This is a genomic window from Streptomyces sp. NPDC004629, assembly GCF_042873595.1.
Lineage (GTDB): Bacteria > Actinomycetota > Actinomycetes > Streptomycetales > Streptomycetaceae > Streptomyces.
On record NZ_JBIALO010000002.1, the window covers coordinates 280,587 to 302,383 of the forward strand.

Annotated in this window: 16 protein-coding genes; 9 read left to right on the forward strand and 7 right to left on the reverse strand. The window is 72.1% G+C overall.

Annotated features, from left to right (window positions below; all coding sequences use genetic code 11):
• Positions 1 to 227 precede the first annotated feature (227 nt).
• Positions 228 to 1,145, forward strand: a complete 918-nt coding sequence (locus ACFYTE_RS04260) for an ABC transporter substrate-binding protein (RefSeq protein ID WP_388704643.1) — start codon at positions 228 to 230, stop codon at positions 1,143 to 1,145.
• Positions 1,146 to 1,177: 32 nt separating this feature from the next.
• On the opposite strand, the gene ACFYTE_RS04265 is transcribed toward ACFYTE_RS04260, so the two are convergent.
• A complete protein-coding gene (locus ACFYTE_RS04265; RefSeq protein ID WP_388704646.1) occupies positions 1,178 to 2,332 on the reverse strand; it encodes an ABC transporter ATP-binding protein in 1,155 nt (384 codons plus the stop codon).
• Between the two features lie 292 nt (positions 2,333 to 2,624).
• On the opposite strand from ACFYTE_RS04265, the gene ACFYTE_RS04270 reads away from it, so the two are divergent.
• On the forward strand, positions 2,625 to 5,642 hold the full coding sequence (locus ACFYTE_RS04270) for a family 78 glycoside hydrolase catalytic domain (protein WP_388705168.1): 3,018 nt from the start codon (positions 2,625 to 2,627) through the stop codon (positions 5,640 to 5,642).
• Positions 5,643 to 5,712: 70 nt separating this feature from the next.
• On the opposite strand, the gene ACFYTE_RS04275 is transcribed toward ACFYTE_RS04270, so the two are convergent.
• From ACFYTE_RS04275 to rhaI, 6 genes are all read right to left on the reverse strand, one after another.
• Positions 5,713 to 6,354 carry a lactate utilization protein C gene (locus ACFYTE_RS04275; RefSeq protein ID WP_388704648.1) on the reverse strand — a complete coding sequence of 214 codons (642 nt, stop codon included), beginning with the start codon at positions 6,352 to 6,354 and terminating at the stop codon, positions 5,713 to 5,715.
• Positions 6,351 to 7,865 (reverse strand): LutB/LldF family L-lactate oxidation iron-sulfur protein, encoded by a 1,515-nt coding sequence (locus ACFYTE_RS04280; RefSeq protein ID WP_388704651.1) that lies wholly within the window; start codon positions 7,863 to 7,865, stop codon positions 6,351 to 6,353. Before ACFYTE_RS04280 ends, ACFYTE_RS04275 begins: the two co-directional genes overlap by 4 nt.
• Positions 7,862 to 8,617, reverse strand: coding sequence for a (Fe-S)-binding protein (locus tag ACFYTE_RS04285; protein WP_388704654.1), 756 nt, complete (start codon positions 8,615 to 8,617; stop codon positions 7,862 to 7,864). Before ACFYTE_RS04285 ends, ACFYTE_RS04280 begins: the two co-directional genes overlap by 4 nt.
• Before the next feature lie 71 nt (positions 8,618 to 8,688).
• Complete coding sequence (locus ACFYTE_RS04290; RefSeq protein ID WP_388704657.1) at positions 8,689 to 10,137, reverse strand: rhamnulokinase family protein; 1,449 nt, start codon at positions 10,135 to 10,137, stop codon at positions 8,689 to 8,691.
• A complete protein-coding gene (locus ACFYTE_RS04295) occupies positions 10,134 to 12,170 on the reverse strand; it encodes a bifunctional aldolase/short-chain dehydrogenase (protein WP_388704660.1) in 2,037 nt (678 codons plus the stop codon). Before ACFYTE_RS04295 ends, ACFYTE_RS04290 begins: the two co-directional genes overlap by 4 nt.
• A 322-nt stretch (positions 12,171 to 12,492) precedes the next feature.
• A complete protein-coding gene (rhaI, locus tag ACFYTE_RS04300) occupies positions 12,493 to 13,653 on the reverse strand; it encodes an L-rhamnose isomerase (RefSeq protein ID WP_388704662.1) in 1,161 nt (386 codons plus the stop codon).
• Positions 13,654 to 13,915: 262 nt separating this feature from the next.
• On the opposite strand from rhaI, the gene ACFYTE_RS04305 reads away from it, so the two are divergent.
• The 7 genes from ACFYTE_RS04305 (at position 13,916) to ACFYTE_RS04335 (ending at position 21,763) form a co-directional block, all read left to right on the forward strand.
• Positions 13,916 to 15,433 (forward strand): sugar ABC transporter ATP-binding protein, encoded by a 1,518-nt coding sequence (locus ACFYTE_RS04305; protein ID WP_388704664.1) that lies wholly within the window; start codon positions 13,916 to 13,918, stop codon positions 15,431 to 15,433.
• The gene (locus tag ACFYTE_RS04310) at positions 15,430 to 16,500 is read left to right on the forward strand and encodes an ABC transporter permease (protein ID WP_388704666.1); all 1,071 of its coding nucleotides are present in this window, start codon (positions 15,430 to 15,432) and stop codon (positions 16,498 to 16,500) included. The genes ACFYTE_RS04305 and ACFYTE_RS04310 overlap by 4 nt, the downstream gene beginning before the upstream one ends.
• Positions 16,493 to 17,467, forward strand: a complete 975-nt coding sequence (locus tag ACFYTE_RS04315) for an ABC transporter permease (protein WP_388704669.1) — start codon at positions 16,493 to 16,495, stop codon at positions 17,465 to 17,467. The genes ACFYTE_RS04310 and ACFYTE_RS04315 overlap by 8 nt, the downstream gene beginning before the upstream one ends.
• Positions 17,468 to 17,562: 95 nt before the next feature.
• Positions 17,563 to 18,645 carry a rhamnose ABC transporter substrate-binding protein gene (gene rhaS, locus ACFYTE_RS04320; RefSeq protein WP_388704671.1) on the forward strand — a complete coding sequence of 361 codons (1,083 nt, stop codon included), beginning with the start codon at positions 17,563 to 17,565 and terminating at the stop codon, positions 18,643 to 18,645.
• Positions 18,646 to 18,730: 85 nt separating this feature from the next.
• Positions 18,731 to 19,051, forward strand: a complete 321-nt coding sequence (locus ACFYTE_RS04325; protein ID WP_388704673.1) for an L-rhamnose mutarotase — start codon at positions 18,731 to 18,733, stop codon at positions 19,049 to 19,051.
• A gap of 292 nt (positions 19,052 to 19,343) precedes the next feature.
• The gene (locus tag ACFYTE_RS04330) at positions 19,344 to 20,363 is read left to right on the forward strand and encodes a LacI family DNA-binding transcriptional regulator (RefSeq protein WP_388704676.1); all 1,020 of its coding nucleotides are present in this window, start codon (positions 19,344 to 19,346) and stop codon (positions 20,361 to 20,363) included.
• A gap of 98 nt (positions 20,364 to 20,461) precedes the next feature.
• Complete coding sequence (locus tag ACFYTE_RS04335) at positions 20,462 to 21,763, forward strand: alpha/beta fold hydrolase (RefSeq protein WP_388704678.1); 1,302 nt, start codon at positions 20,462 to 20,464, stop codon at positions 21,761 to 21,763.
• The last annotated feature ends 34 nt before the right edge of the window (positions 21,764 to 21,797 follow it).

A 21,797-nucleotide genomic window follows, 5' to 3' on the forward strand; every position in this document is an offset into this window, starting at 1 on the left:
GCTCGCCCGTGGCGGTTCTCCTCATCCGCGTCGCCCGACCGATTCCGGCCGACGTCAGTGTCACTGCGGGCGGCTGGGCCGGGGCTTTGCCTGCGGTGGCGGTCGGATGGTGGTTGTACGGGCGGCTGGGGGTCCGCGGGCTTGGGTGGCCGTGGGGGTGTTGGCGGGGTGCTGCCCGTTCGCGTGGTGTGCGGTGGGGCAGGGCGTTGTCGGCCGGTGCGGCGCTCGTGGCGGCTGCGCCGCTGCTCGCCGGGTGTGTCACCGGGCCCTCGCTGGAGAACCGCGGCGCGGTCACCGCCTCGCCCGGCGACAGCCGGCGGCTGACCATCGGATCGGCCGGCTTCACCGAGAGCGATCTGCTCGCGCAGATGTACGCGCTGCTGCTGAACCGGGCCGGCTACCGGACATCCATCCTCACGGTCGCCAACCGCGAACTGTACGAACCCGCCCTGGAATCGGGCCAGATCGACGTCGTGCCCGAGTACGCGGCCACCTTCGCCGACTGGCTGGGCGCCAAGGCCGACGGCCCGCACGCGGCACCGGCCGGCTCGCCCGACCTGGCCGCCACCATGACCGCCCTGCGCAGGCTCGCCACGCCGCGCGGCCTCACCGTCCTGGACCCCGGGCGGGCGGTCGACCAGAACGCCTTCGCGGTGGCCCGGTCGTACGCCCGCGAGCACCGGCTCAGGACCCTCGGCGACCTCGGCGCGTCGGGGCTCGGGGTGCGGCTCGCCGCGGGCGACGAGTGCGTACGACGGCCGTACTGCGCACCGGGGTTGAGGAAGACCTACGGCATCGACGTCATCGGCGTCGACCCCAAGGGCGTCGGCACCACCCAGGCCAAGCGGGCCGTGCAGAGCGGCCAGGACCAGATGGTGCTCACCACCACCACGGACGCCACCCTCGACCAGTTCGACCTGGTACTGCTCGCCGACGACAAGCACCTCCAGAACGCCGACTACGTCGTCCCCGTGGTCAACCGCGCCCGCGCCGGCGGCGCGGGCGTCACCACGGCGCTCGGCCGGCTCAACGACGTCCTCACCACGGCGGACCTGGCCGCCATGAACCAACAGGTGGACAGCTGGCGCCGACTGCCCGCGGACGTGGCCCGGACCTATCTTGAGGACAAGGGCCTGCTGAAGTGACCGCGCGCCCGCACTCCAGGTCCGCGGCCCGCTCAGGCGTCCGTCACCGAGTCGAACCGCACCTGGCGGCGCGGCACGCCGCGCGCGTCCGCGTCCACCGAGCGGCGCAGCGCCTCGTGCAGCCTCGCCGGGGTCAGCACCCCGAGGAAACGCGCGCCGTCGAGCACCGCGACCCACCCGGCGTCGTACTGCAGCATCACCCCGAACGCCTGCTTCAGCGGCGCCCCCACCGGCACCCAGGCCGTCATCCGGTGCGCGAGCCGGCCGACGGACCCGCCCGCCGCGAGCCCGCCGATGCCCACCCAGCCGTGCAGGTCGCCGCGCGCGTCCAGGACGACGGCCCAGCGCGCCCCCTCGGCCCGCAGCCGCTCCCGGGCGCGTTCGGCGGGCTCGTCGAGGCGGGCCACCGGCGGCTGCTCCAGGTCGTCCGGCTCGATCGCGGTGACCGACAGCCGCTTCAGTCCCCGGTCGGCGCCCACGAACGAGGCCACGTAGTCGGTCGCGGGCGTACCCAGCACCGCACCGGGCGTGTCGAACTGCTCGATCCGGCCCTGCCCGTACACCGCGATCCGGTCGCCGAGCCGTACCGCCTCCTCGATGTCGTGCGTGACCAGCAGCACCGTCTTGCGCACCGCGGCCTGCATGCGCAGGAACTCCTCCTGCAACTGCTCGCGCACCACCGGGTCGACCGCGCCGAACGGCTCGTCCATGAGCAGCACCGGCGGGTCGGCCGCGAGCGCCCGCGCCACGCCGACCCGCTGCCGCTGTCCGCCCGACAACTGGTCCGGATAGCGCGGCCCGTGGACGGCCGGGTCCAGCCCCACCAGGTCGAGCAGTTCGGCGGCCCGCGCCCGCGCCTTCGCCTTCTTCCAGCCGACCAGGGCGGGGACGGTCGCCGTGTTGTCGAGGATCGTGCGGTGCGGGAACAGGCCCACCTGCTGGATGACGTACCCGATCCGGCGGCGCAGCCGCACCGGGTCGACGGTGGCGACGTCCTCGCCGCTCACGAGGATGCGCCCGGAGGTCGGGTCGATGAGCCGGTTGACCATCATCATGGTCGTGGTCTTGCCGCAGCCGGACGGGCCCACCAGCGTGACGAGTTCGCCCTCGGACACCTCGAAGGAGAGGCCGTCCACGGCCGTCGTACCGTCCGGATACCGCTTGGTGACCTGCTCGAACCGGATCATCACCCCACGCTAGCGGCGCCGCATGCGGCATGCTCGGCTCCGTCTTTGAAAAGTTTCAAACCGATCTCCGAAGAGCCCAGCCGCTGCGGCCCGGTGCGTCGGAATCCGGGGAATTCTCGTCCTGCACGAGTCCTGGACACCCTTCACGCCCGCCACTAGCTTCAACCGTCGACCGTATTGAATCGATACAACTCCGAGACAACTCCGACCCGGCCGAAGGGATGACGGCGTGACTGACGGAGTGCGACGAAGGACGGTTCTGACCACGGCTCTGGGGGCCGTACCGATAGCCATGGCGGGAGGCGTCGGCGGCGCCGGCACCGCGGGGGCCGCGCCCGGCACGGACCGCGGCGAGGTGAGCGGTCTGACGGTGGAGCACCGCACCGATCCGCTCGGCGTCGACGCGGAGCGCCCCCGGTTCGGCTGGCGCACGGACTCGGCGGTCCGGGGCCGCCGCCAGCTCGCCTACCGCATCCGGGTGGCCTCCGCCCCCGACCGGCTCACCGACGGCCGCCCGGACGTCTGGGACAGCGGCAAGGTCGCCTCTGCGGACTCGGTCGCGGTGCCCTACGGCGGCCCTCCGCTCGCCGCCGCCACCCGGTACCACTGGACGGTGACGGTCTGGCACGAGGACGGCCGCTCCGCCACCGCCCCGCCCGCCCGCTTCGAGACCGGCCTGCTCGGCACCGACGGCGTCACCGGCTGGGACGGCGCCAAATGGATCACCATGGCGGGCAAGCGGCCCAACAGCGCCGGAGCGCCGCTGCTGCGCAGGCAGACGGCGCTCACCGGCCGCCGGGTGCGCGAGGCCCGCCTGTACGTCTCGGCCCTCGGCGTGTACGACGCCTACGTCAACGGCCGGCGGGTCGCGGTGCCCCACGGCGCCGACACCACCTATGAACTGCTCGCCCCGGGCTGGACGAACTACGACAGCCGGATCAGCTATCTGACCTATGACGTCACCGGCCTGGTGGCGGGCGAACGGCAGGTCACGCTCGCAGCGGTGCTCGGCAACGGCTGGTACAACTCCCGTGTCTCCGAGGGCAGCACCTACTATGCGCCGGCCGGCAACCCGCTCGCCCTCAAGGCCAAACTGCTCGTCCGGTACGCCGACGGCACCAGCCAGACGGTCGTCACCGAACCCGGCGACGCCTGGCGCGCCACGGACCAGGGCCCGTACCGCGCCGACGACATCTACGACGGCCAGACCTACGACGCCCGCAGGGAACTGCCCGGCTGGAACGCGAACGGCTTCGACGCCGCCGGCTGGAGAGGGGTCGAGGAGCACGGCTTCGCCGCCGCGTTCCCCGCCGCACAGCTGGTCGCCTACCCGGGCGAGAGCGCCCGGCTGATGCCCGAGTGGGACCGCGGACCCCGCTCGGTCACCGTCGTCACGGGCGTCACCGGCGAGGCCGGCAGCCGAAGCGGCAGGGGCCGCGTCGTCGTCGACCCGGCCCGCACGGTCACCGACCCCGAACGGGCGGTCACCGCGGAGGTGACCATCGGCCCAGGCGAGACGGCGGTCTTCGACCTCGGCCAGAACCTGGTCGGCGTCCCCCGCTACACGCTGCGCGGCCCCGCGGGCACCGAAGTCGCCTTCCGCTTCGGCGAGATGCTCAACGACGACAGCGCGGGCGCCGACGGCCCGGTCGGCTCCGTCTACCGGGCCAACCTGCGCAGCGCGAAGGCCACCAGCACCTATGTCCTGCGGGGCGGCGGCAGGCCCGAGACCCACCAGGACTCCCTGACCTTCTACGGCTTCCGCTACGTCTCCGTGACCGCGACGGACCGGGTCACCGTCACCGGCCTGACCGGCAGGGTCGCCACCTCCGCGATCCGTGACATCGGCTCCGTCGCCACCGATGACGACAAGGTCAACCAGCTGATCTCCAACGTCCGTTGGGGCCAGCGCGGCAACTACCTGTGGGTGCCGACCGACTGCCCGCAGCGCGACGAGCGGCTCGGCTGGACCGGCGACACCCAGCTGTTCTGCAACACCGGGCTGTACAACGCCGACGCCGTCGCGTTCCTCGGCCACTTCCAGGAGAACCTGATCGACTCGCAGCGCGGCTATGGCCTCGACGGCGCCCAGTTCACCGCGGTCGCCCCCGGCAACCGGTACAACGCCGCCGCCCCGGTGAGCGGCTGGGCGGACTGCGGGGTGATCGTGCCCTGGACGGTGTGGCAGATGAGCGGCGACCGGACCATCGTCGACCGCAGCTGGGACGCGATGACCCGCTATCTGGACTGGATCCGGCGCAAGGGCGGCGGCAGCCACGCAGGTCAGGGCGCCCTGTTCGCCGACTGGCTGGCCCCGCAGAGCACCGGCACCCAGCTGATCAGCGACGTCTACTACGGGTACGTGACCCGGCTGATGGCCCAGATGGCCCGGGCGACCGGGCGGGCCCGGGAGGCGGACGCGTACGACGGCCTGTTCGCCGACATCAAACGGGCGTTCATGGCGAAGTACCTCGTGACCGACGGCGCACGGCTCACCGTACGCTCCAGCCTGGGCGGCAAGCCGATCAACGGCCCGGACCCCGAGGACGACAGCCAGACCGCCCTGCTGTGGGTCCTCAAGCTCGGTTTCTACGACACCGAGGCCCAGCGCCGCGGGCTCGTCGCGCTGCTCGCCGACAACATCGGCAACGACGCCGCCTACAAGGCCGCCCACCCCGGCAGCACCCGGGTCCAGTACGCGGAGCACACCCTGGCCGTGGGCTTCCTCGGGGTGAACGTGCTCGCCCCGGTGCTGACCGACGAGGGGCGCGCGGACCTCGCCTACCGGCTGGTCCACCAGAACGCGATGCCCTCCTGGCTGTACTCCGTGGACAACGGCGCCACGACGGTCTGGGAACGCTGGAACTCCTACTCCGAGCAGGACGGCTTCGGCCCGGTCGAGATGAACTCGTTCAACCACTACTCCTACGGCGCGATCATGGAGTGGATGTACGAGAGCATGGCCGGCATCGCCAAGGACCCGGACCACCCTGGCTTCAAGCACTTCTTCCTGCGCCCGCACCCCGACCCCACCGGCAGGATCACCCAGGTGTCCGGCGCGCACCTGTCGCCGTACGGGGAGATCGTCAGCGCCTGGTCGGCGCGGAAGCGCACGCTGCACTACCGGGCCGCCGTCCCCGCCAACAGCACGGCGACCCTGCGCATCCCGGCCGCCGGCCCGGACGCCGTGCGGGAGGGCCGCACCCCGCTGTCCCGGGTGCCCGGGGTCGAGTTCGCGGGCTTCGCCGACGGGATCGCCGACTACCGGCTGCCGTCCGGCCGTTACGAACTGGCCGCCGCGCAGGGCTGAGGGCCGCGGCGGGGCCGGGCGCGGACCGGGCCCGCACGGCACACCGTGCGGGCCCGGTCGAGGGCGGTCCTCAGCCGACCAGGACGACCTCCAGCGTCCGGGGTCCGTGCACACCCTCCACCCGGTCCAGTTCGATGTCGCTGGTCGCCGAAGGGCCGGAGATCCAGGTCAACGGCCGTAGCGGATCGAGGCGTTCGAGCGCCTGCGGGACGGCGGAGACGACCTGGTCGGGGACCCGGACCACACAGATGTGGTGGTCCGGGACCAGGGTGATCCGACGCCGGCCCTGGTCCGGCGCGCCGTCCAGCACGATGGTGCCGGTCTCGGCGATCGCGACCGCGCACGCCGTGACCACGCTGTCGACCCGGTCGAGTTCGCGCGCGGTGCTCTCGGCCCGGTCGGCGACCCGGGCGACGTCCGTGGCCGCGAGCCAGCCCTCGTCGAGACCGGGCGGCACCAGCACGGACGTCGCCCCGCGGCCGGCCAGCAAGTCGGCGATCACCGAGGGCAGTTCACCGGCCGTGCAGCGGTGCACGAGCGCCCGGTAGTCGGCGAGGTTCTCCGCGAGCAGATCCACCGTCTGTGCGGCGCTGCGCTCCCCGTGCGCCCGCAGATAGTCCCGGGCGACGGCCCGTTCGTAGGGCGGGTCGTCGGCCGGCACATCGGCGAGCGCGCGCCGCACCCGGCCCAGGATCCGTTCCCTGCCGCTCACCGCGCGGCCCCCTTCCCACCGTCGGTGCCCTGTGTGCTGGGTGCGCCGGTTGCGCCCCGGGTGCGCTGCCACCAGTCGCGGAACGGCTCCGCCGGCACCGCCGGCAGATCCCGGGTGGCGCTCCACGCCCGGCCGGGTCCTGGCAGGGTGCGGGGGTGCAGCCGGCGGGTGCGGGAGGCCAGCCGCTGACCGGTGCGCAGCGCCGCGGGGTGCGTCAACGCCCAGCGGGCCGCCCGCATCGCGGCCCGTTCCGCGGCGTGCCCCTTGGCCGGCCGCAGCACCACCTTGTTGCCCCCACGGGTCGCCGGGCCGCCCTCGACGACCCGCTCCCGCAGATGCACCAGCACCTCGGGGATGTCGATGGCCACCGGGCACACCTCGTAGCAGGCCCCGCACAGCGAGGACGCGTACGGCAGCGAGGCGTCGATCTCGCTGGCCGTGCCCCGCAGTTGGGGACTGAGGATGGCGCCGATCGGACCCGGGTACACCGAGCCGTAGGCATGCCCGCCCGCCCGCTCGTACACCGGGCAGACGTTCAGACAGGCCGAGCAGCGGATGCAGCGCAGCGCCTGCCGGCCCACCTCGTCGGCCAGGGTGTCGGTGCGTCCGTTGTCGAGCAGCACCAGATGGAAGACGCGCGGACCGTCCTCGTCGGCGGTGCCCGTCCACATCGACGTGTACGGGTTCATCCGCTCGGCCGTCGAGGAGCGGGGCAGCGTCTGCAGGAACACCTCCAGGTCCCGCCACGTCGGCACGATCTTCTCGATGCCCACGACCGAGATCAGCGTCCTGGGCAGGGTCAGGCACATCCGCCCGTTGCCCTCGGACTCCACGACGACGAGCGTGCCGGTCTCCGCGACCATGAAGTTGGCGCCGGAGATGCCGACCTCGGCGCGCAGGAACTTCTCCCGCAGATGCAGCCGGGCGGCCTCGGCCAGCTCGGCGGGGGAGTCGGTCAGCCCGTCGGGGGCCGGGCGGCCCCACTCGCCCATCTCCGTACGGAAGATGTCGCGGATCTCGCCGCGGTTGCGGTGGATGGCCGGGACCAGGATGTGCGAGGGCCGGTCCTTGCCCAACTGGACGATCAGCTCCGCGAGATCGGTCTCGTACGCGTGGATGCCCGCCGCCAGGAGTGCCTCATTGAGCCCGATCTCCTGCGTGGCCATCGACTTGACCTTCACGACCTCCGACTCACCGGTCTCCTCGACCAGCCGGGTGACGATCCGGTTGGCCTCGTCGGCGTCCGCCGCCCAGTGGACGACGCCGCCCGCGGCGGTCACCGACTCCTCCAACTGGACGAGGTACCGGTCCAGATGACGGAGCGTGTGGTCCTTGATCCGTTTGCCCGCCTCGCGCAGTTGCGCCCAGTCGGAGACCTCCGCGACGGCGTTCGCCCGCTTGGCCCGGATGGTGTGCGTGGCGTGCCGCAGATTGCCGCGCAGCGTCGCGTTGCCGACCGCCTCGTGCGCGGCCTTCGGGAACGCCGGCATGCCGACGAACGTCCCGCTCATAGCGCCGGTTCCTCCTCGGTGCTCGCCAGGATCTCGGCGATGTGGACGGGCCGCATGCCGGTTCTCAGGCGGGTCATCGTCCCGCCGATGTGCATCAGACAGGAGTTGTCGGCCGCGCACAGCACCTCCGCGCCCGTCGACTCCGCGTTGCGCACCTTGTCCGCGCCCATCGCCGCCGAGACGTCGGCGTTCTTCAGCGCGAACGTGCCGCCGAAGCCACAGCACTCCTCGGCGCCCGGCAGCTCGACCAGTTCAAGACCCCGCACCGCGTCGAGCAGCTGGCGGGGACGGTCGCCGAGCCCCAGGCTGCGCAGTCCGTGGCAGGTCGGGTGGTAGGTCACCCGGTGCGGGTAGTACGCCCCGACGTCCGTCACCCCCAGCACGTCCACCAGGAACTCCGTCAGCTCGTACGTCTTGGGCACGACGGGCGCGAGCGCGGCGGCGAGGGTGTCACCGCGGCCCTCCGCCCGGGCCCGCTCGCCCATCCGCGGATACAGCTCCCGCACCATCGCCCCGCAGGAACCGGACGGCGTCACGATCGCCTCGTACTCCCCGAAGACATCGGAGAAATGCCGGGCCAGCGGTTCCGCCTCATGCCGGTAGCCGGTGTTGTAGTGGGCCTGTCCGCAGCAGGTCTGGGCCATCGGGAAGTCCACGTCGACGCCCAATCCGGTCAGCAGTTTCACCACCGCTCGGCCGGTGTCCGGATAGAGCGTGTCGTTGACACAGGTCAGGAACAGTGCGACACGCATCGCGGCTCCTTGTGATCGATCATCCGATGAGTGCAGGGTAATGGGCGGCGCCCCGCCGGGGGAGACCCGGCTCACCGCGCGGTGAGCCGCGCCTCCGCCTCCCGCCAGCGCGCGGCGTCGCCCCGCGGCTCGTAGCGGATCAGCGGCTGGGTGCGGGCCAGCAGTGCGCGCATGTCGGCGCGGTCCCCGACGAGCCCGTGGGCGCGGGCCTGGACCAGAACGTTGCCGAGGGCCGCCGCCTCGGTCGGCCCCGCCACCACCGGCAGCCCGCAGGCGTCCGCGGTGAGCTGGCACAGCAGCGCGTTGCGGGTGCCGCCGCCGACGATGTGCACCACGTCGACCGGGTGGTCGGCCAGCCGCTCGGCGTCCGCGACGGCCCGGCGATGGGCGAGCGCCAGGGAGTCCAGGATGCACCGGGTGACCTCGGCCGGGGTACCCGGCACCGGCTGCCCGGACGCCCGGCAGGCCTCGGCGATCCGGTCCGGCATCCGGCCGGGCGCGAGGAAGGCCGCGTCGCCCGCGTCCACCACCGACCGCAGCGCCGGCACCTCGGCCGCGTCCCGCAGCAGCCCGTCGAGGTCCGGATCGCCCCAGGCCCGTACGGACTCCTGGAGCAGCCACAGACCCATGATGTTGCGCAGATAACGGACCGTGCCGTCCAGCCCCAGCTCATTGGTGAAGTTGGCGGCCCGGCTCTGCTCCGTCAGTACCGGCGTGGTCAGTTCGAGGCCCGCCAGGGACCAGGTGCCGGTACAGATGTAGGCGAAGCGTTCGCCCACGGCCGGTACGGCGGCCACCGCGGACGCGGTGTCGTGCGAGGCGACCGTGGTCAGCGGCACCGGACCGGTCAGGCCGGTCTCCTCCAGCACCTCGGCGCGCAGCAGGCCCGCCGGATCGCCGGGCCGGCGCAGCGGCGCGAACAGCCCGAGGTCGATGCCCAGCCGGTCCGCTACGGCGTGCGCCCAGGTGCCGGTGCGGGGGTCGACGAGCTGGGTGGTGGAGGCGTTGGTCAGTTCGGTGCCCTGCTGCCCGGTCAGCCAGTACGCCAGCAGATCGGGGATCAGCAACAGGCGGGCCGCGTGGGCGAACTGGTCGGTCGAGCGGGCGGCGGCCAGCTGGTACAGCGTGTTGAAGGGCGCGTACTGCACCCCGGTGGCCGCGTACAGCTCGGCCGCCGGGACCGTCGCCCACACCTTCTCCGGAACCCCCTCGGTGCGCGGGTCGCGGTAGTGCACCGGGTTGCCGAGGAGGGCGCCGTCGGCGTCCAGCAGGCCGTAGTCGACGGCCCAGCTGTCGATGCCGACCGAATCCACCTGGCCGGCCGCCCGCAGCCCCGCCAGCACCCCCGCGTACAAAGCCAGGACGTCCCAGCGCAGCCCCTCCGGCAGCCGGACGGGCCGGTTGCCGAAGCGGTGCGCCTCGCGCAGCTCCAGCGTGTCGTGGCCGACGCGGCCGACCATCACGCGCCCGCTGGAGGCGCCGAGATCGACCGCGGCGTACGCCCGGACGGCAGCGCTCATCGCAGGAACGCGGCCGCCACGCCCGCGTCGACCGGGATGTGCAGCCCGGTGGTGTGGGTGAGCTGCCCGCCGGTGAGCGCGAATACGGCGTTCGCCACGTGCTCGGGCAGCACCTCCCGCTTGAGGATGGTCCGCTGCGCGTAGAACTCGCCCAGCTTCTCCTCCTCGACGCCGTACACGGCGGCCCGCTTGGCGCCCCAGCCGCCCGCGAAGATCCCGGAGCCGCGCACCACCCCGTCCGGGTTGATCCCGTTGACCCGGATGCCGTGCTCGCCCAGCTCGGCCGCCAGCAGCCGGACCTGGTGGGCCTGGTCGGCCTTGGTCGCGGAGTAGGCGATGTTGTTGGGCCCGGCGAACACGGCGTTCTTCGAGGCGATGTAGACGATGTCGCCGCCGAGCCGCTGCGGGATCATCACCCGCGCCGCCTCGCGCGAGACGAGGAAGGACCCACGGGCCATGATGTCGTGCTGGAGGTCCCAGTCCTTCGTGGAGGTCTCCAGGAGCGGCTTGGAGACGGAGATCCCGGCGTTGTTGACGACGAGGTCGACGCCGCCGAAGGCCAGCAGCGCCGCCTTGAAGGCGTCCGCGATCTGCTTCTCGTCGGTGACGTCCATGGTCACGGCGACGGCCTTGTCGGGCCCGCCCAGCCCCTCGGCGACCTCGGCGGCGCCGTCCGCGTTGACGTCGGCGACGACGACGCACGCGCCCTCGGCCGCCAACCGGTGCGCGATCGCCCTGCCGATCCCGCTGCCCGCGCCCGTCACCAGCGCCACCCGGGTCGCCAGCGGCCTTGGCTTCGGCATCCGCTGGAGCTTGGCCTCTTCGAGCGCCCAGTACTCGATGCGGAACTTCTCCGCCTCGTCGATCGGCGCGTACGTCGAGACCGCCTCCGCGCCGCGCATCACGTTGATCGCGTTGACGTAGAACTCGCCCGCCACCCGGGCCGTCTGCTTGTCCTTGCCGAAGCTGAACATGCCGACGCCGGGCACCAGCACGATCGCCGGGTCGGCACCGCGCATCGCGGGGGAGTCGGGCAGGGCGTGCCGCTCGTAGTAGGCGGCGTACTGCTCGCGGTACTCGGCGTGCAGCTCGGCCAGCCGGGCGACCGCCTGTTCCAGCGGAGCGGACGGCGCCACGTCCAGGACCAGCGGACGCACCTTGGTGCGCAGGAAGTGGTCGGGGCACGAGGTGCCGAGCGCCGCGAGCCGCGGGTGCTCGGCGCGGGCGAGGAAGTCGAGCACGGCCTCCGAGTCGGTGAAGTGCCCGACCTGCGGCCGGTCCTGGGAGGCGACGGCCCGCACGTACGGCGCGAGCGCGGCGGCCCGCTCCCGCCGCTCGGCCTCGGGCAGCGCCGCGTAGCCGTCGATCACCGGCCCGAACGGCTCCGCCCTGCCCCGCTGCGCGAGGAAGGTCTCCGCGGTGCGGATGATGTGCAGCGAGTTGCGCTCGCACTCCTCGGCGGTGTCGCCCCAGGCGGTGATCCCGTGCCCGCCGAGGACACAGCCGATCGCCTGCGGGTTGGCCTCCTTGACGGCCGCGATGTCCAGCCCGAGCTGGAACCCGGGCCGCCGCCACGGCACCCACACCACGGTGTCGCCGAAGCACTCGGCGGTCAGCTTCTCGCCGTCCGCCGCGCAGGCCAGCGCGATGCCCGAGTCGGGGTGCAGATGGTCCACGTGCGGGGCGTCCACCAGCCCGTGCATCGCGGTGTCGATGGACGGCGCCGCCCCGCCCTTGCCGTGCAGGCAGTAGTCGAACGCGGCGACCATCTCGTCCTCGCGCTGCACGCCCGGGTAGACACCGGTGAGCGCGCGCAGCCGGTCGATGCGCAGCACGGCGAGCCCGGCCTCGGTGAGCGTGCCGAGGTCACCGCCGGACCCCTTGACCCACATCAACTCGACGTCGCCGCCGGTGACGGGGTCGGTCGCGGTGCCCTTCGCCGACGCGTTGCCGCCGGCGTAGTTGGTGTTACGCGGATCCGCGCCCAGCCGGTGCGACCGGTCCAGGAGGGCGGCGGCTTCGGGGTGAGTCATGAACGATCAGTCCTTACTGGAAGTGAAGACGAGAGGAAGAGCCCCGAAGAGGGCCACAATGGCGCCCCAAAGGGGCGCGGGAACCTTGTGTCACTGGGCCACGAAGGCGCGCCCAAAAGGGGCGCGGGGAACTGCGCGACCAGCCACGACGTACCCGCACACCGCCACGGCGCATCCCGGACCACGGCGCACCCCGGCGGACAGCGCACCCGGCGGACGGGGACGGCGACGCCGCGATAGGGCCGACGGCGCACCCCGGCGGACGGGCACGGCGACGCCGCGATAGGGCCGACGCCGCATCCCGGCTGACCCAGCGGAGCGCCTACGCGCCCCACCCCGCCTGCTGCCCGCCGACGCGCTCCGCCACGACCTTCTCGGCCCACCCGGACCGGGCGAAGGCGCCCATCGGGTCGGCGTCAAGGCCCATCTCCTCGCGCACCTCGGCCAGCAGCGGCCGCACATCCGTGTTGTACGCGTCCATCAGCACGGCGTTGGCGCCGAGCACGTCCTCGGCCCGCTGCGCGGCGGCCAGCGCCTCCGCGTCCACCAGCAGCGCCTTCGCGGTGGCCTCCTGGACGTTCATCACCGACCGGATGATGGCCGGCACCTTGGGCTCGATGTTGTGGCACTGGTCCAGCATGAACGCCACGTCAGCGGTGAAACCGCCCCCGCGCACCACCTCGTACATGATCCGGAACAGCTGGAACGGATCGGCCGCACCGACCATCAGGTCGTCGTCCGCGTAGAAGCGCGAGTTGAAGTCGAAGCCGCCGAGCTTGCCCTCGCGCAGCAGCGTGGCCACGATGAACTCGATGTTGGTCCCCGGCGCGTGGTGGCCCGTGTCCACCACGACCTGCGCCTTCGGCCCGAGCTTGAGGCAGTGGGCGTACGCGGTGCCCCAGTCGGGCACGTCCGTGGCGTAGAAGGCGGGCTCGAAGAACTTGTACTCCAGCAGCATCCGCTGCCCCTCGCCGAGCCGTGCGTACACCTCGGCGAGCCCTTCGGCGAGCCGGTCCTGGCGGCCGCGCAGATCGTCCTGGCCGGGGTAGTTGGTGCCGTCGGCGAACCACAGCTTCAGGTCCTGCGAGCCCGTGGCGTCCATGATGTCGACGCACTCCAGCAGATGGCCGATCGCCTTGCGGCGCACCGCGGCGTCCGGATGGCAGATGCTGCCCAGCCGGTAGTCGTCGTCCTGGAAGGTGTTGGAGTTGATCGCGCCGAGCCGCAGCCCGCGCTCCTCGGCGTACCCGGCGAGGGCGGCGTAGTCGTCCACGGTGTCCCAGGGGATGTGCAGGGCGACGGTCGGCGCGACCCCGGTGAAGGCGTGCACCTGTGCCGCGTCGTCCAGCTTCTCCCGCGGCGAGCGCGGAACGCCCTGCTGGGCGAACACCTTGAAACGGGTCCCCGAGTTGCCGTACGCCCACGACGGCGTCTCGACGGCCTGGGTCTTGAGCGCGGCTTTCACCGCGGCGAGGTCGGTCACTTCAGGGCTCCCGTGAAATCGGTTGGAACGGCTGAGCGGGTGAAACGATTCAGACCCGCAAGCTATGAGCCCTCCGAAGGGGTGTCAAGCTCTCCCGCTCACTCGGTTTTCCGTGATCCCGCCGTGACCTTCAACTATCGAAAGTTTTTCGACACGGAACCATTGACGTGACATGGCTGCCATGTCTAACGTCCCGGCAATCCAGTTGAAACCTTTCACGACGCCGTGGGGGCCATCCCGCAGGCGTCGTCGAGGAGCCCCCATGACCCACCCGTCCGACACGGGACCGGCGCCGGTGCTGGCGCTGAAGGACGTCTCCAAGTCCTTCGGCGCCGTACGGGCCCTGCGGGACGTCTCCCTTGAGCTGTTCCCCGGCGAGGTACACGCCCTCGCCGGAGAGAACGGCGCGGGCAAGTCGACGCTCATCAAGACGCTCGCCGGGGTGCACCGACCGGACGCCGGTCAGGTGCTGCTCGACGGCGAGCCCGTCGTCTTCCACGGCCCCGGTGACGCCCGCGACGCCGGCATCGCCGTGATCTACCAGGAACCCACACTCTTCCCCGACCTTTCGATCGCCGAGAACATCTTCATGGGCCGCCAGCCGCGGCGCGCCCTCGGCCGCATCGACCACCGGGCCACCCATGCGGCCACCGCCGCCCTGATGAAGCGGCTCGGTGTCGAACTCGACCCCGACCGCCCGGCCCGCGGCCTGTCCATCGCCGACCAGCAGATCGTCGAGATCGCCAAGGCGCTGTCCTTCGACGCCCGGGTCCTGATCATGGACGAGCCGACGGCGGCGCTGACCGGCAGCGAGGTGGCCCGCCTCTTCGGCGTCGTCGAGACGCTGCGCGAGCAGGGCGCCGCCGTGCTGTTCATCTCGCACCGGCTGGAGGAGATCTTCCAGATCTGCCGGCGCGTGACCACCCTGCGCGACGGCGCCTGGATCGGTAGCGAACCGCTCGCCGGCATGACCGAGGACGACCTGGTACGCCGCATGGTCGGCCGCGACCTCGACGAGCTGTACCCGAAGCAGACCGTTCAGCCCGGCGAGGTCGCCCTCAGCGTCCGGCGGCTGACCCGCGAGGGCGTCTTCACTGACGTCTCCTTCGAGGTGCGCCGCGGTGAGATCGTCGGCCTCGCCGGACTCGTGGGCGCCGGCCGCACGGAGGTCGCCCGAGCCGTCTTCGGCGTGGACCGCTGGGACGCCGGTGAGGTCGAGGTCGCCGGCCGGCGGCTGACCAACGGCGCCCCCTCCGCCGCCATGGCCGCCGGGCTCGCCCTGGTCCCCGAGGACCGGCGCGCCCAGGGCCTGGTGATGGACATGTCCATCGAACGGAACATCGGGCTGACCGGGCTGCGCAGCACCGTGCGCGCAGGACTCGTGGACCGCGGTGCCGAGCGCAGCCGCTCCCTCGACTGGGCGGTCAGGCTCCAGGTGAAGTACGCCCGGATCGCCGACGCCGTCGCCACCCTCTCCGGCGGCAACCAGCAGAAGGTCGTGCTCGCCAAGTGGCTGGCCACCGGACCGAAGGTGCTGATCGTCGACGAGCCGACCCGCGGCATCGACGTCGGCACCAAGGCCGAGGTGCACCGGCTGCTCGGCGAGCTGGCCGCCGACGGCGTCGCGGTCCTGATGATCTCCTCCGACCTGCCCGAGATCCTCGGCATGGCCGACCGCGTGCTCGTGATGCACGAGGGCCGGATCACCGCCGAGATCCCCCGCTCCGACGCCACCGAGGAAACCGTGATGGCCGCAGCCACGGGGAGGGCCGCCGCATGACGGTGACCACCCCGAACCAGACCCCCGTCGCCGAGGTGCCGAGGTCCAGCGGCACCCGACTGGTCGACCGCGTCTTCCGGATGCGCGAACTCGCCATCCTGGTCGTCTTCCTGGTGATGGTCGCCATCACCCAGGCGGGCAACAGCGAGTTCCTGTCCGAGCAGGGCATCAAGGACCTGCTGCTCAACGCGACCATCCTGGTGCTGGTCGCCACCGGCCAGTCGCTGGTCGTCATCACCCGCAACGTCGACCTGTCGGTCGGCTCCACCCTGGGCATCAGCGCCTTCGCGGCCGGCACCTATCTGCACGGCGGCGGGAACGCGGTCGTCGCCGTCGTCCTCGCGGTCCTGCTCGGCATCGGCTTCGGGCTCCTCAACGGTCTGCTGGTCAGCCTCGGCCAGGTGCCCGCCCTCGTCGTCACCCTCGGCACGCTGTACATCATCCGCGGCATCGACTCCATCTGGGTCGGCTCCCGGCAGATCACCGCCGCCGACCTGCCGGGCGGCTTCGTCGACTTCGGCTCCGGCGGGCTGTCCGCCGTCCCGTGGCTGGCCCTCATCGCGCTGGCCGTGCTGATCGCCACCGCCTACTACCTCAAGCACTTCGGCAGCGGGCGCGAACTGTACGCGCTCGGCTCCAACCCGGAGGCCGCCCGGCTCGCCGGCATCCCGGTGCGCAAGCGGATCCTGGCCGCGTACACCTTCTGCGGCGCCCTGGCCGGCCTCGCCGGCGCGATGTACCTGGCCCGGTTCGGCAACGTCGACTCCGGCACCGGCAACGGCTACGAACTCACCGTGGTCAGCGCGGTCGTGGTCGGCGGCGTCGTCTTCACCGGCGGCTCCGGCAGCGTCTACGGCGCGGCCCTCGGCGCCCTGCTGCTGACCTCCGTCAACAGCGTGCTGCCCGCCCTCGGCGTCAGCTCGGTCTGGGTGCTCGCCATCAACGGCATCCTGCTGCTCCTCGCCATCGCGGTCGACCGGGTCGTCGCGCTGCGGGTGGCCTCCGCCCTGAAGAAGTCGGCTGCGAAGAAGACGGCCCCGAACAAGGAGAACGGCCGCCATGCCTGAGTCGTTGACGCGCGCGATCCGCTGGGACACGGTCGTCGGTGCGCTGCTCGTCGTCCTGCTGTTGCTCTCGTTCGGCTTCGTGGACGGCTTCGGCAACGCCCTGAACCTGTCCTTCCTGATCGGCAACACCCTCCCGATCGCGCTGATCGCCCTGCCGATGACCCTGCTGGTCGTCTCCGGTGAGATCGACCTGTCGGTCGCCTCCACCGCCGGCCTGTCGGGTGCCGTCATGGGCAAGCTGTGGAACCAGGGCATGTCGATCGAGACGATCATCCCGCTGTGCCTGCTGCTCGGCCTGGTGTGCGGACTGATCAACGGGCTGCTGGTGACCCGGCTCGGGCTGCCGTCGCTCGCCGTGACCATCGGCACCCTCGCCGCCTACCGGGGCATCGCACAGATCGTGCTCGGCTCCGACGCGGTCACCGACTTCCCCACGCAGTACCTGGACTTCGCGGCCGGCCGGATCGGGGACACCTTCGTCCCGCAGGCCCTGCTGCCCTTCCTGGTGCTGCTCGCCATCGCCGTGGTGGTCCTGCACGCCACCCCGTTCGGCCGGTCGCTGTTCGCGGTCGGCGCCAGCGAGGAGGCCGCCCGGTTCGCCGGCATCCGGGTCAAGCGGGCCAAACTCCTGCTGTTCGCCGCCACCGGCCTCATGGCCTCCCTCACCGGCGTCTTCTGGGCCCTGCACTACGCCAGCGCCCGCTACGACAACGCCACCGGACTCGAACTCTCCGTCGTCGCCGCTGTGCTGCTCGGCGGCATCGACTTCGACGGCGGCAAGGGCACGCTCGGCGGCGCCATCGCGGGCGTCTTCCTGCTCGGCGCGCTGCAGAACGTGATGAGCCTGCTGAACGTCTCCGCGCAGTCGCAGATCGTCGTCACCGGCGTGCTGCTCGTCGTCTCCGTGCTCGGCCCGCGGGTCGCCCGCCAGATCTCCGTCGCGAGAGCCGCACGCTCCACCGGATAGGCAGTTCGAACGCTGCGGGCCGTCTGTGGCTGGTCGCGCAGTTCCCCGCGCCCCTTGGGGCACTCCGTACTCACCTCCGTCAGAAAGATCCCGCCATGCGAACGTCTTCGATCCGCCGTACCTGCGCGGCCCTCGCCGCCGCCACCTCCCTCGCCCTGGCCGTGACCGCCTGCGGCGGCACCACCAAGAACGACGTCAAGGACTCCGGCGGCGGCTCGAACACCGCGGCCGGCACGGCGAACCCGGACGCCGCCCTGAAGAAGGGCCTCACCGTCGGCTTCCTGCCCAAGCAGGTCAACAACCCCTACTTCACCACCGCGGACAAGGGCGGCGAGAAGGCCGTCACCGAACTCGGCTCGACCTACAAGGAGGTCGGCCCCTCCAGCGCCACCGACACCGCGGGCCAGGTGAGTTACGTCAACACCCTCACCCAGCAGCAGGTGGACGCGATGGCCGTCTCCGCGCAGGACCCGGGCGCCCTGTGCACCGCCCTCAAGCAGGCCATGAAGAACGGCATCAAGGTCGTCACCTACGACTCCGACACCACCCCGGACTGCCGCAACGCCTTCATCTCCCAGGCCAGCGGGGAGGACCTGGGCCGCACCGAGGTGCAGTTGCTCGCCGAACAGATCGGCTACAAGGGCGAGATCGCGATCCTGTCCGCCGCGCAGACCGCGACCAACCAGAACGCCTGGATCGAGTACATGAAGGAGGAGCTGAAGGACCCCAAGTACAAGGACATCAAGCTGGTCAAGACCGCCTACGGCAACGACGACGCCCAGCAGTCCTTCCAGCAGACCCAGGGCCTGCTCCAGGAGTACCCGAACCTGAAGGGGATCATCTCCCCGACCACGGTCGGCATCAAGGCCGCGGCCCAGTACCTGTCCGGCTCCAAGTACAAGGGCAAGGTCAAGCTGACCGGCCTCGGCACCCCCAACGACATGCGCAAGTACGTCAAGAACGGCACCGTCGACGCCTTCGAGCTGTGGGACCCGTCCAAGCTCGGCGACCTCGCCGCCCGCACCGCCGTCGCGCTGGCCTCCGGACAGATCACCGGCAAGGAGGGCGAGACCTTCAAGGCCGGCGACACCGAGTACACCATCGGCAAGGACGGCGTGATCAACCTGGGCAAGCCGACCGTGTTCGACGCGAAGAACATCGACCAGTTCGACTTCTGATCCGGGTCGGCCACTGATCCGGGTCAGTCACTGATCCGGGTCAGTCACGGAACCCTGTCACCTTCTCGTCCCCCAAGGGGTGTTGATGCAGCGCGTGTGCTTCCTGCTGAAGGTCCGCGAGGACCGGCTCGACGCGTACCGTGAGCGGCACGCCGCTGTCTGGCCCGAGATGCGCGCGGCGCTCTCGGCCGCCGGCTGGCACAACTACTCGCTCTTCCTGCGCGAGGACGGCCTGCTCGTCGGCTACCTGGAGACCGAGGACTTCGCGGCGGCACAGGCAGCCATGGAAGCCACCGACGTCAACGCCCGCTGGCAGGCGGAGATGGCGCCGTTCTTCGAGTCGCTGGACGGCGCCAGACCCGACGAGGCCATGAAACCGCTCACCGAAGTGTTCCATCTGGCCTGACCCCTGGAGTCCGCTCATGAGAAGACGCACCGTGCCGGCCGGCGCCCCGCTCGCCTCCGTCGCGGCGTCCGGCAGGGCCGCGGCGGCGGCCGGAAGAACGGCCTGCTCACCCACAGGGGCCACCGGTACGCCGCCCGGTACGCCACCCGCGAGGCCGCCGTCGCCCGCCGCGCCCTCCGCGCTCCATGCGGCCGGCTTCGCCCTGCCCGCGTGACCAGCCCGTAGCGGGGCGGCACCGACGGTAGTGTGAAGGTTTCCCGCCGCCCCTCGTCTCCCTGGAGGTCCCCGCCCGATGGCCCAGTCGGTGGGTATCAAGGACGTCGCCCGCGCCGCCGGAGTGTCGGTGGGCACGGTCTCGAACGTCATCAACCGCCCGGACTCCGTCGCGAGCGAGACCCGTGCCCGGGTGCAGTCCGCGATCGACCGGCTCGGCTACGTACGCAGCGAGTCCGCGCGCCAGTTGCGCGCGGGCCGCAGCCGGATCATGGGCCTGCTCGTCCTCGACATGGGCAACCCGTTCTTCGTCGACCTGGCGCGCGGCGCCGAACGGGCGGCGCGGGACGCCGGGCTCGGCGTGATGGTCTGCAACAGCGCGCAGAACGCCGGGGAAGAGGCCGAGTACCTGGCCCTGTTCGCCGAGCAGCGGGTGCGCGGGGTACTGCTCACCCCGGCCGACGCCACCGGCCGCAACATCGCGGCCTTCCGCCGGCACGGCATCCCGTTCGTCCTGGTCGACCGGGTCGCCGAGGGCACCACCGAGTGCTCGGTCTCCGTCGACGACGTGGCGGGCGGCGCCCTGGCCGTGCGTCATCTGGTGGACGCCGGGCATCGCAGCATCGCGTACGTCAGCGGGCCGGCCGGCCTGAACCAGGTCCGCGACCGGCGCACCGGCGCCCTGAACGCGCTCGCCGAGGCCGGGCTCGGCCCGCAGTCCCTGCGCGAGCTGCCCACCGAACGCCTCGACGTCGCCGCCGGACGGGACGCGGGCGCCCGGCTGCTCGGCCTCGCCGACCGGCCGACCGCCGTCTTCTGCGCCAACGACCTGCTCGCCCTCGGTGTCCTGCAGGCCATGTACGCGGCCGGGGTCGTGGTCCCGGACGACCTGGCGATCGTCGGCTACGACGACATCGAGTTCGCGGCGGCCGCCGCCGTCCCGCTCACCTCGGTCCGCCAGCCGGCGGTGACCATGGGCGCCCTCGCCGCCGAACTGCTCCTGGAGGAGACGGAGGCGCCGAACGGCACCCACGAGCACCGACGGGTGGTGCTCCAGCCGGAGTTGGTGGTGCGCCGTTCGAGTCTCGCCGCCCGCTGATCCGCTGGCCCGTGGCCCAACCATGATCCCGGGTGTCCGGCGGCCGGCGGACATGTGCTGAACTGGGACGCGTCCATCCGTCCGTCCCGGGAGACCTGTTGAGCCACCGTTACCGCCAGCCCGGCGTCGTCCTCACCGACCACCGATTCACCGTGCCACTGGATCACGCCGACCCCGCGGGCGAGACCATCGAGCTGTACGCCCGTGAGGTCGTCGCGAGCGACAAGGCACACCAGGACCTGCCCTGGCTGGTCTTCCTCCAGGGCGGCCCGGGGCACGGGGCGAACCGTTTCATCGGCAGACAGGCGTGGCTCGGCCGGGCCCTGGAGGAGTACCGGGTGCTGCTGCTCGACCAGCGCGGCACCGGCCACTCCACGCCCGCCACCCGGCAGACGCTGCCGCTGCGCGGCGGCCCCGCCGAACAGGCCGGCTACCTCACCCACTTCCGTGCCGACTCGATCGTCCGCGACTGCGAGACCATCCGCCCGCGGCTGACCGGCGGCGCCCCCTGGACCGTGCTCGGCCAGAGCTACGGCGGCTTCTGCACGGTCAGCTATCTCTCGCTCGCCCCCGAGGGCCTGAACACCGCGGTGATCACCGGCGGGCTGCCCTCCCTGGACGCCCACGCCGAGGACGTCTACCGGGCCGCCTACCCGCGCATCGAACGCAAGGTCGGCGCGCACTACGCCCGCTACCCGCAGGACGTCGATCGGGCCCGGCACATCGCCGAGCACCTGCTGAACCACGAGGTGGTCCTGCCGGGCGGCTACCGGTTCACCGTCGAGGCCTTCCAGTCCCTCGGCCTCATGCTCGGCTCGGGCGACGGCAGCCATCGCCTGCACCACCTGCTGGAGGACGCCTTCGTGCGCACTCCGTCCGGCCCCGAGCTGTCCGACGCCTTCCAGGAGGCGGTCCGTGGCCTGCTCTCGTACGCGGCGTACCCGCTGTACGCGCTCGTCCACGAGTCCATCTACGGCCAGGACGCCCACCCCACCGGCTGGGCGGCCGAACGCGTCCGCGCCGAGTTCCCGCAGTTCGACGCGGCCAAGGCGCTCGCCGGTGACGCGCCGGTGCTGTTCACCGGGGAGACCGTGCACCCCTGGATGTTCGAGGCCGACCCGGCCCTGCGTCCGCTGCGCGAGACCGCCGATCTGCTGGCCGCCCGCGCCGACTGGCAGCCGCTGTACGACCCGGCCCGGCTCGCCGCCAACGAGGTTCCGGTCGCCGCGGCCGTCTACCACGATGACATGTACGTCGACACCGAATTCTCCCTGCGGACCGCCCGTGCGATCCGGGGCCTGCGCACCTGGGTCACCGACGAGTTCGAGCACGACGGCCTGCGGGTCGGCGCGCCCCGTGTCCTGGACCGGCTGCTGGCCCTGACCCGCGACGAGGCGTGATCGCCGCCGGTGACCGGCGGGGCGGGCGCGGCCG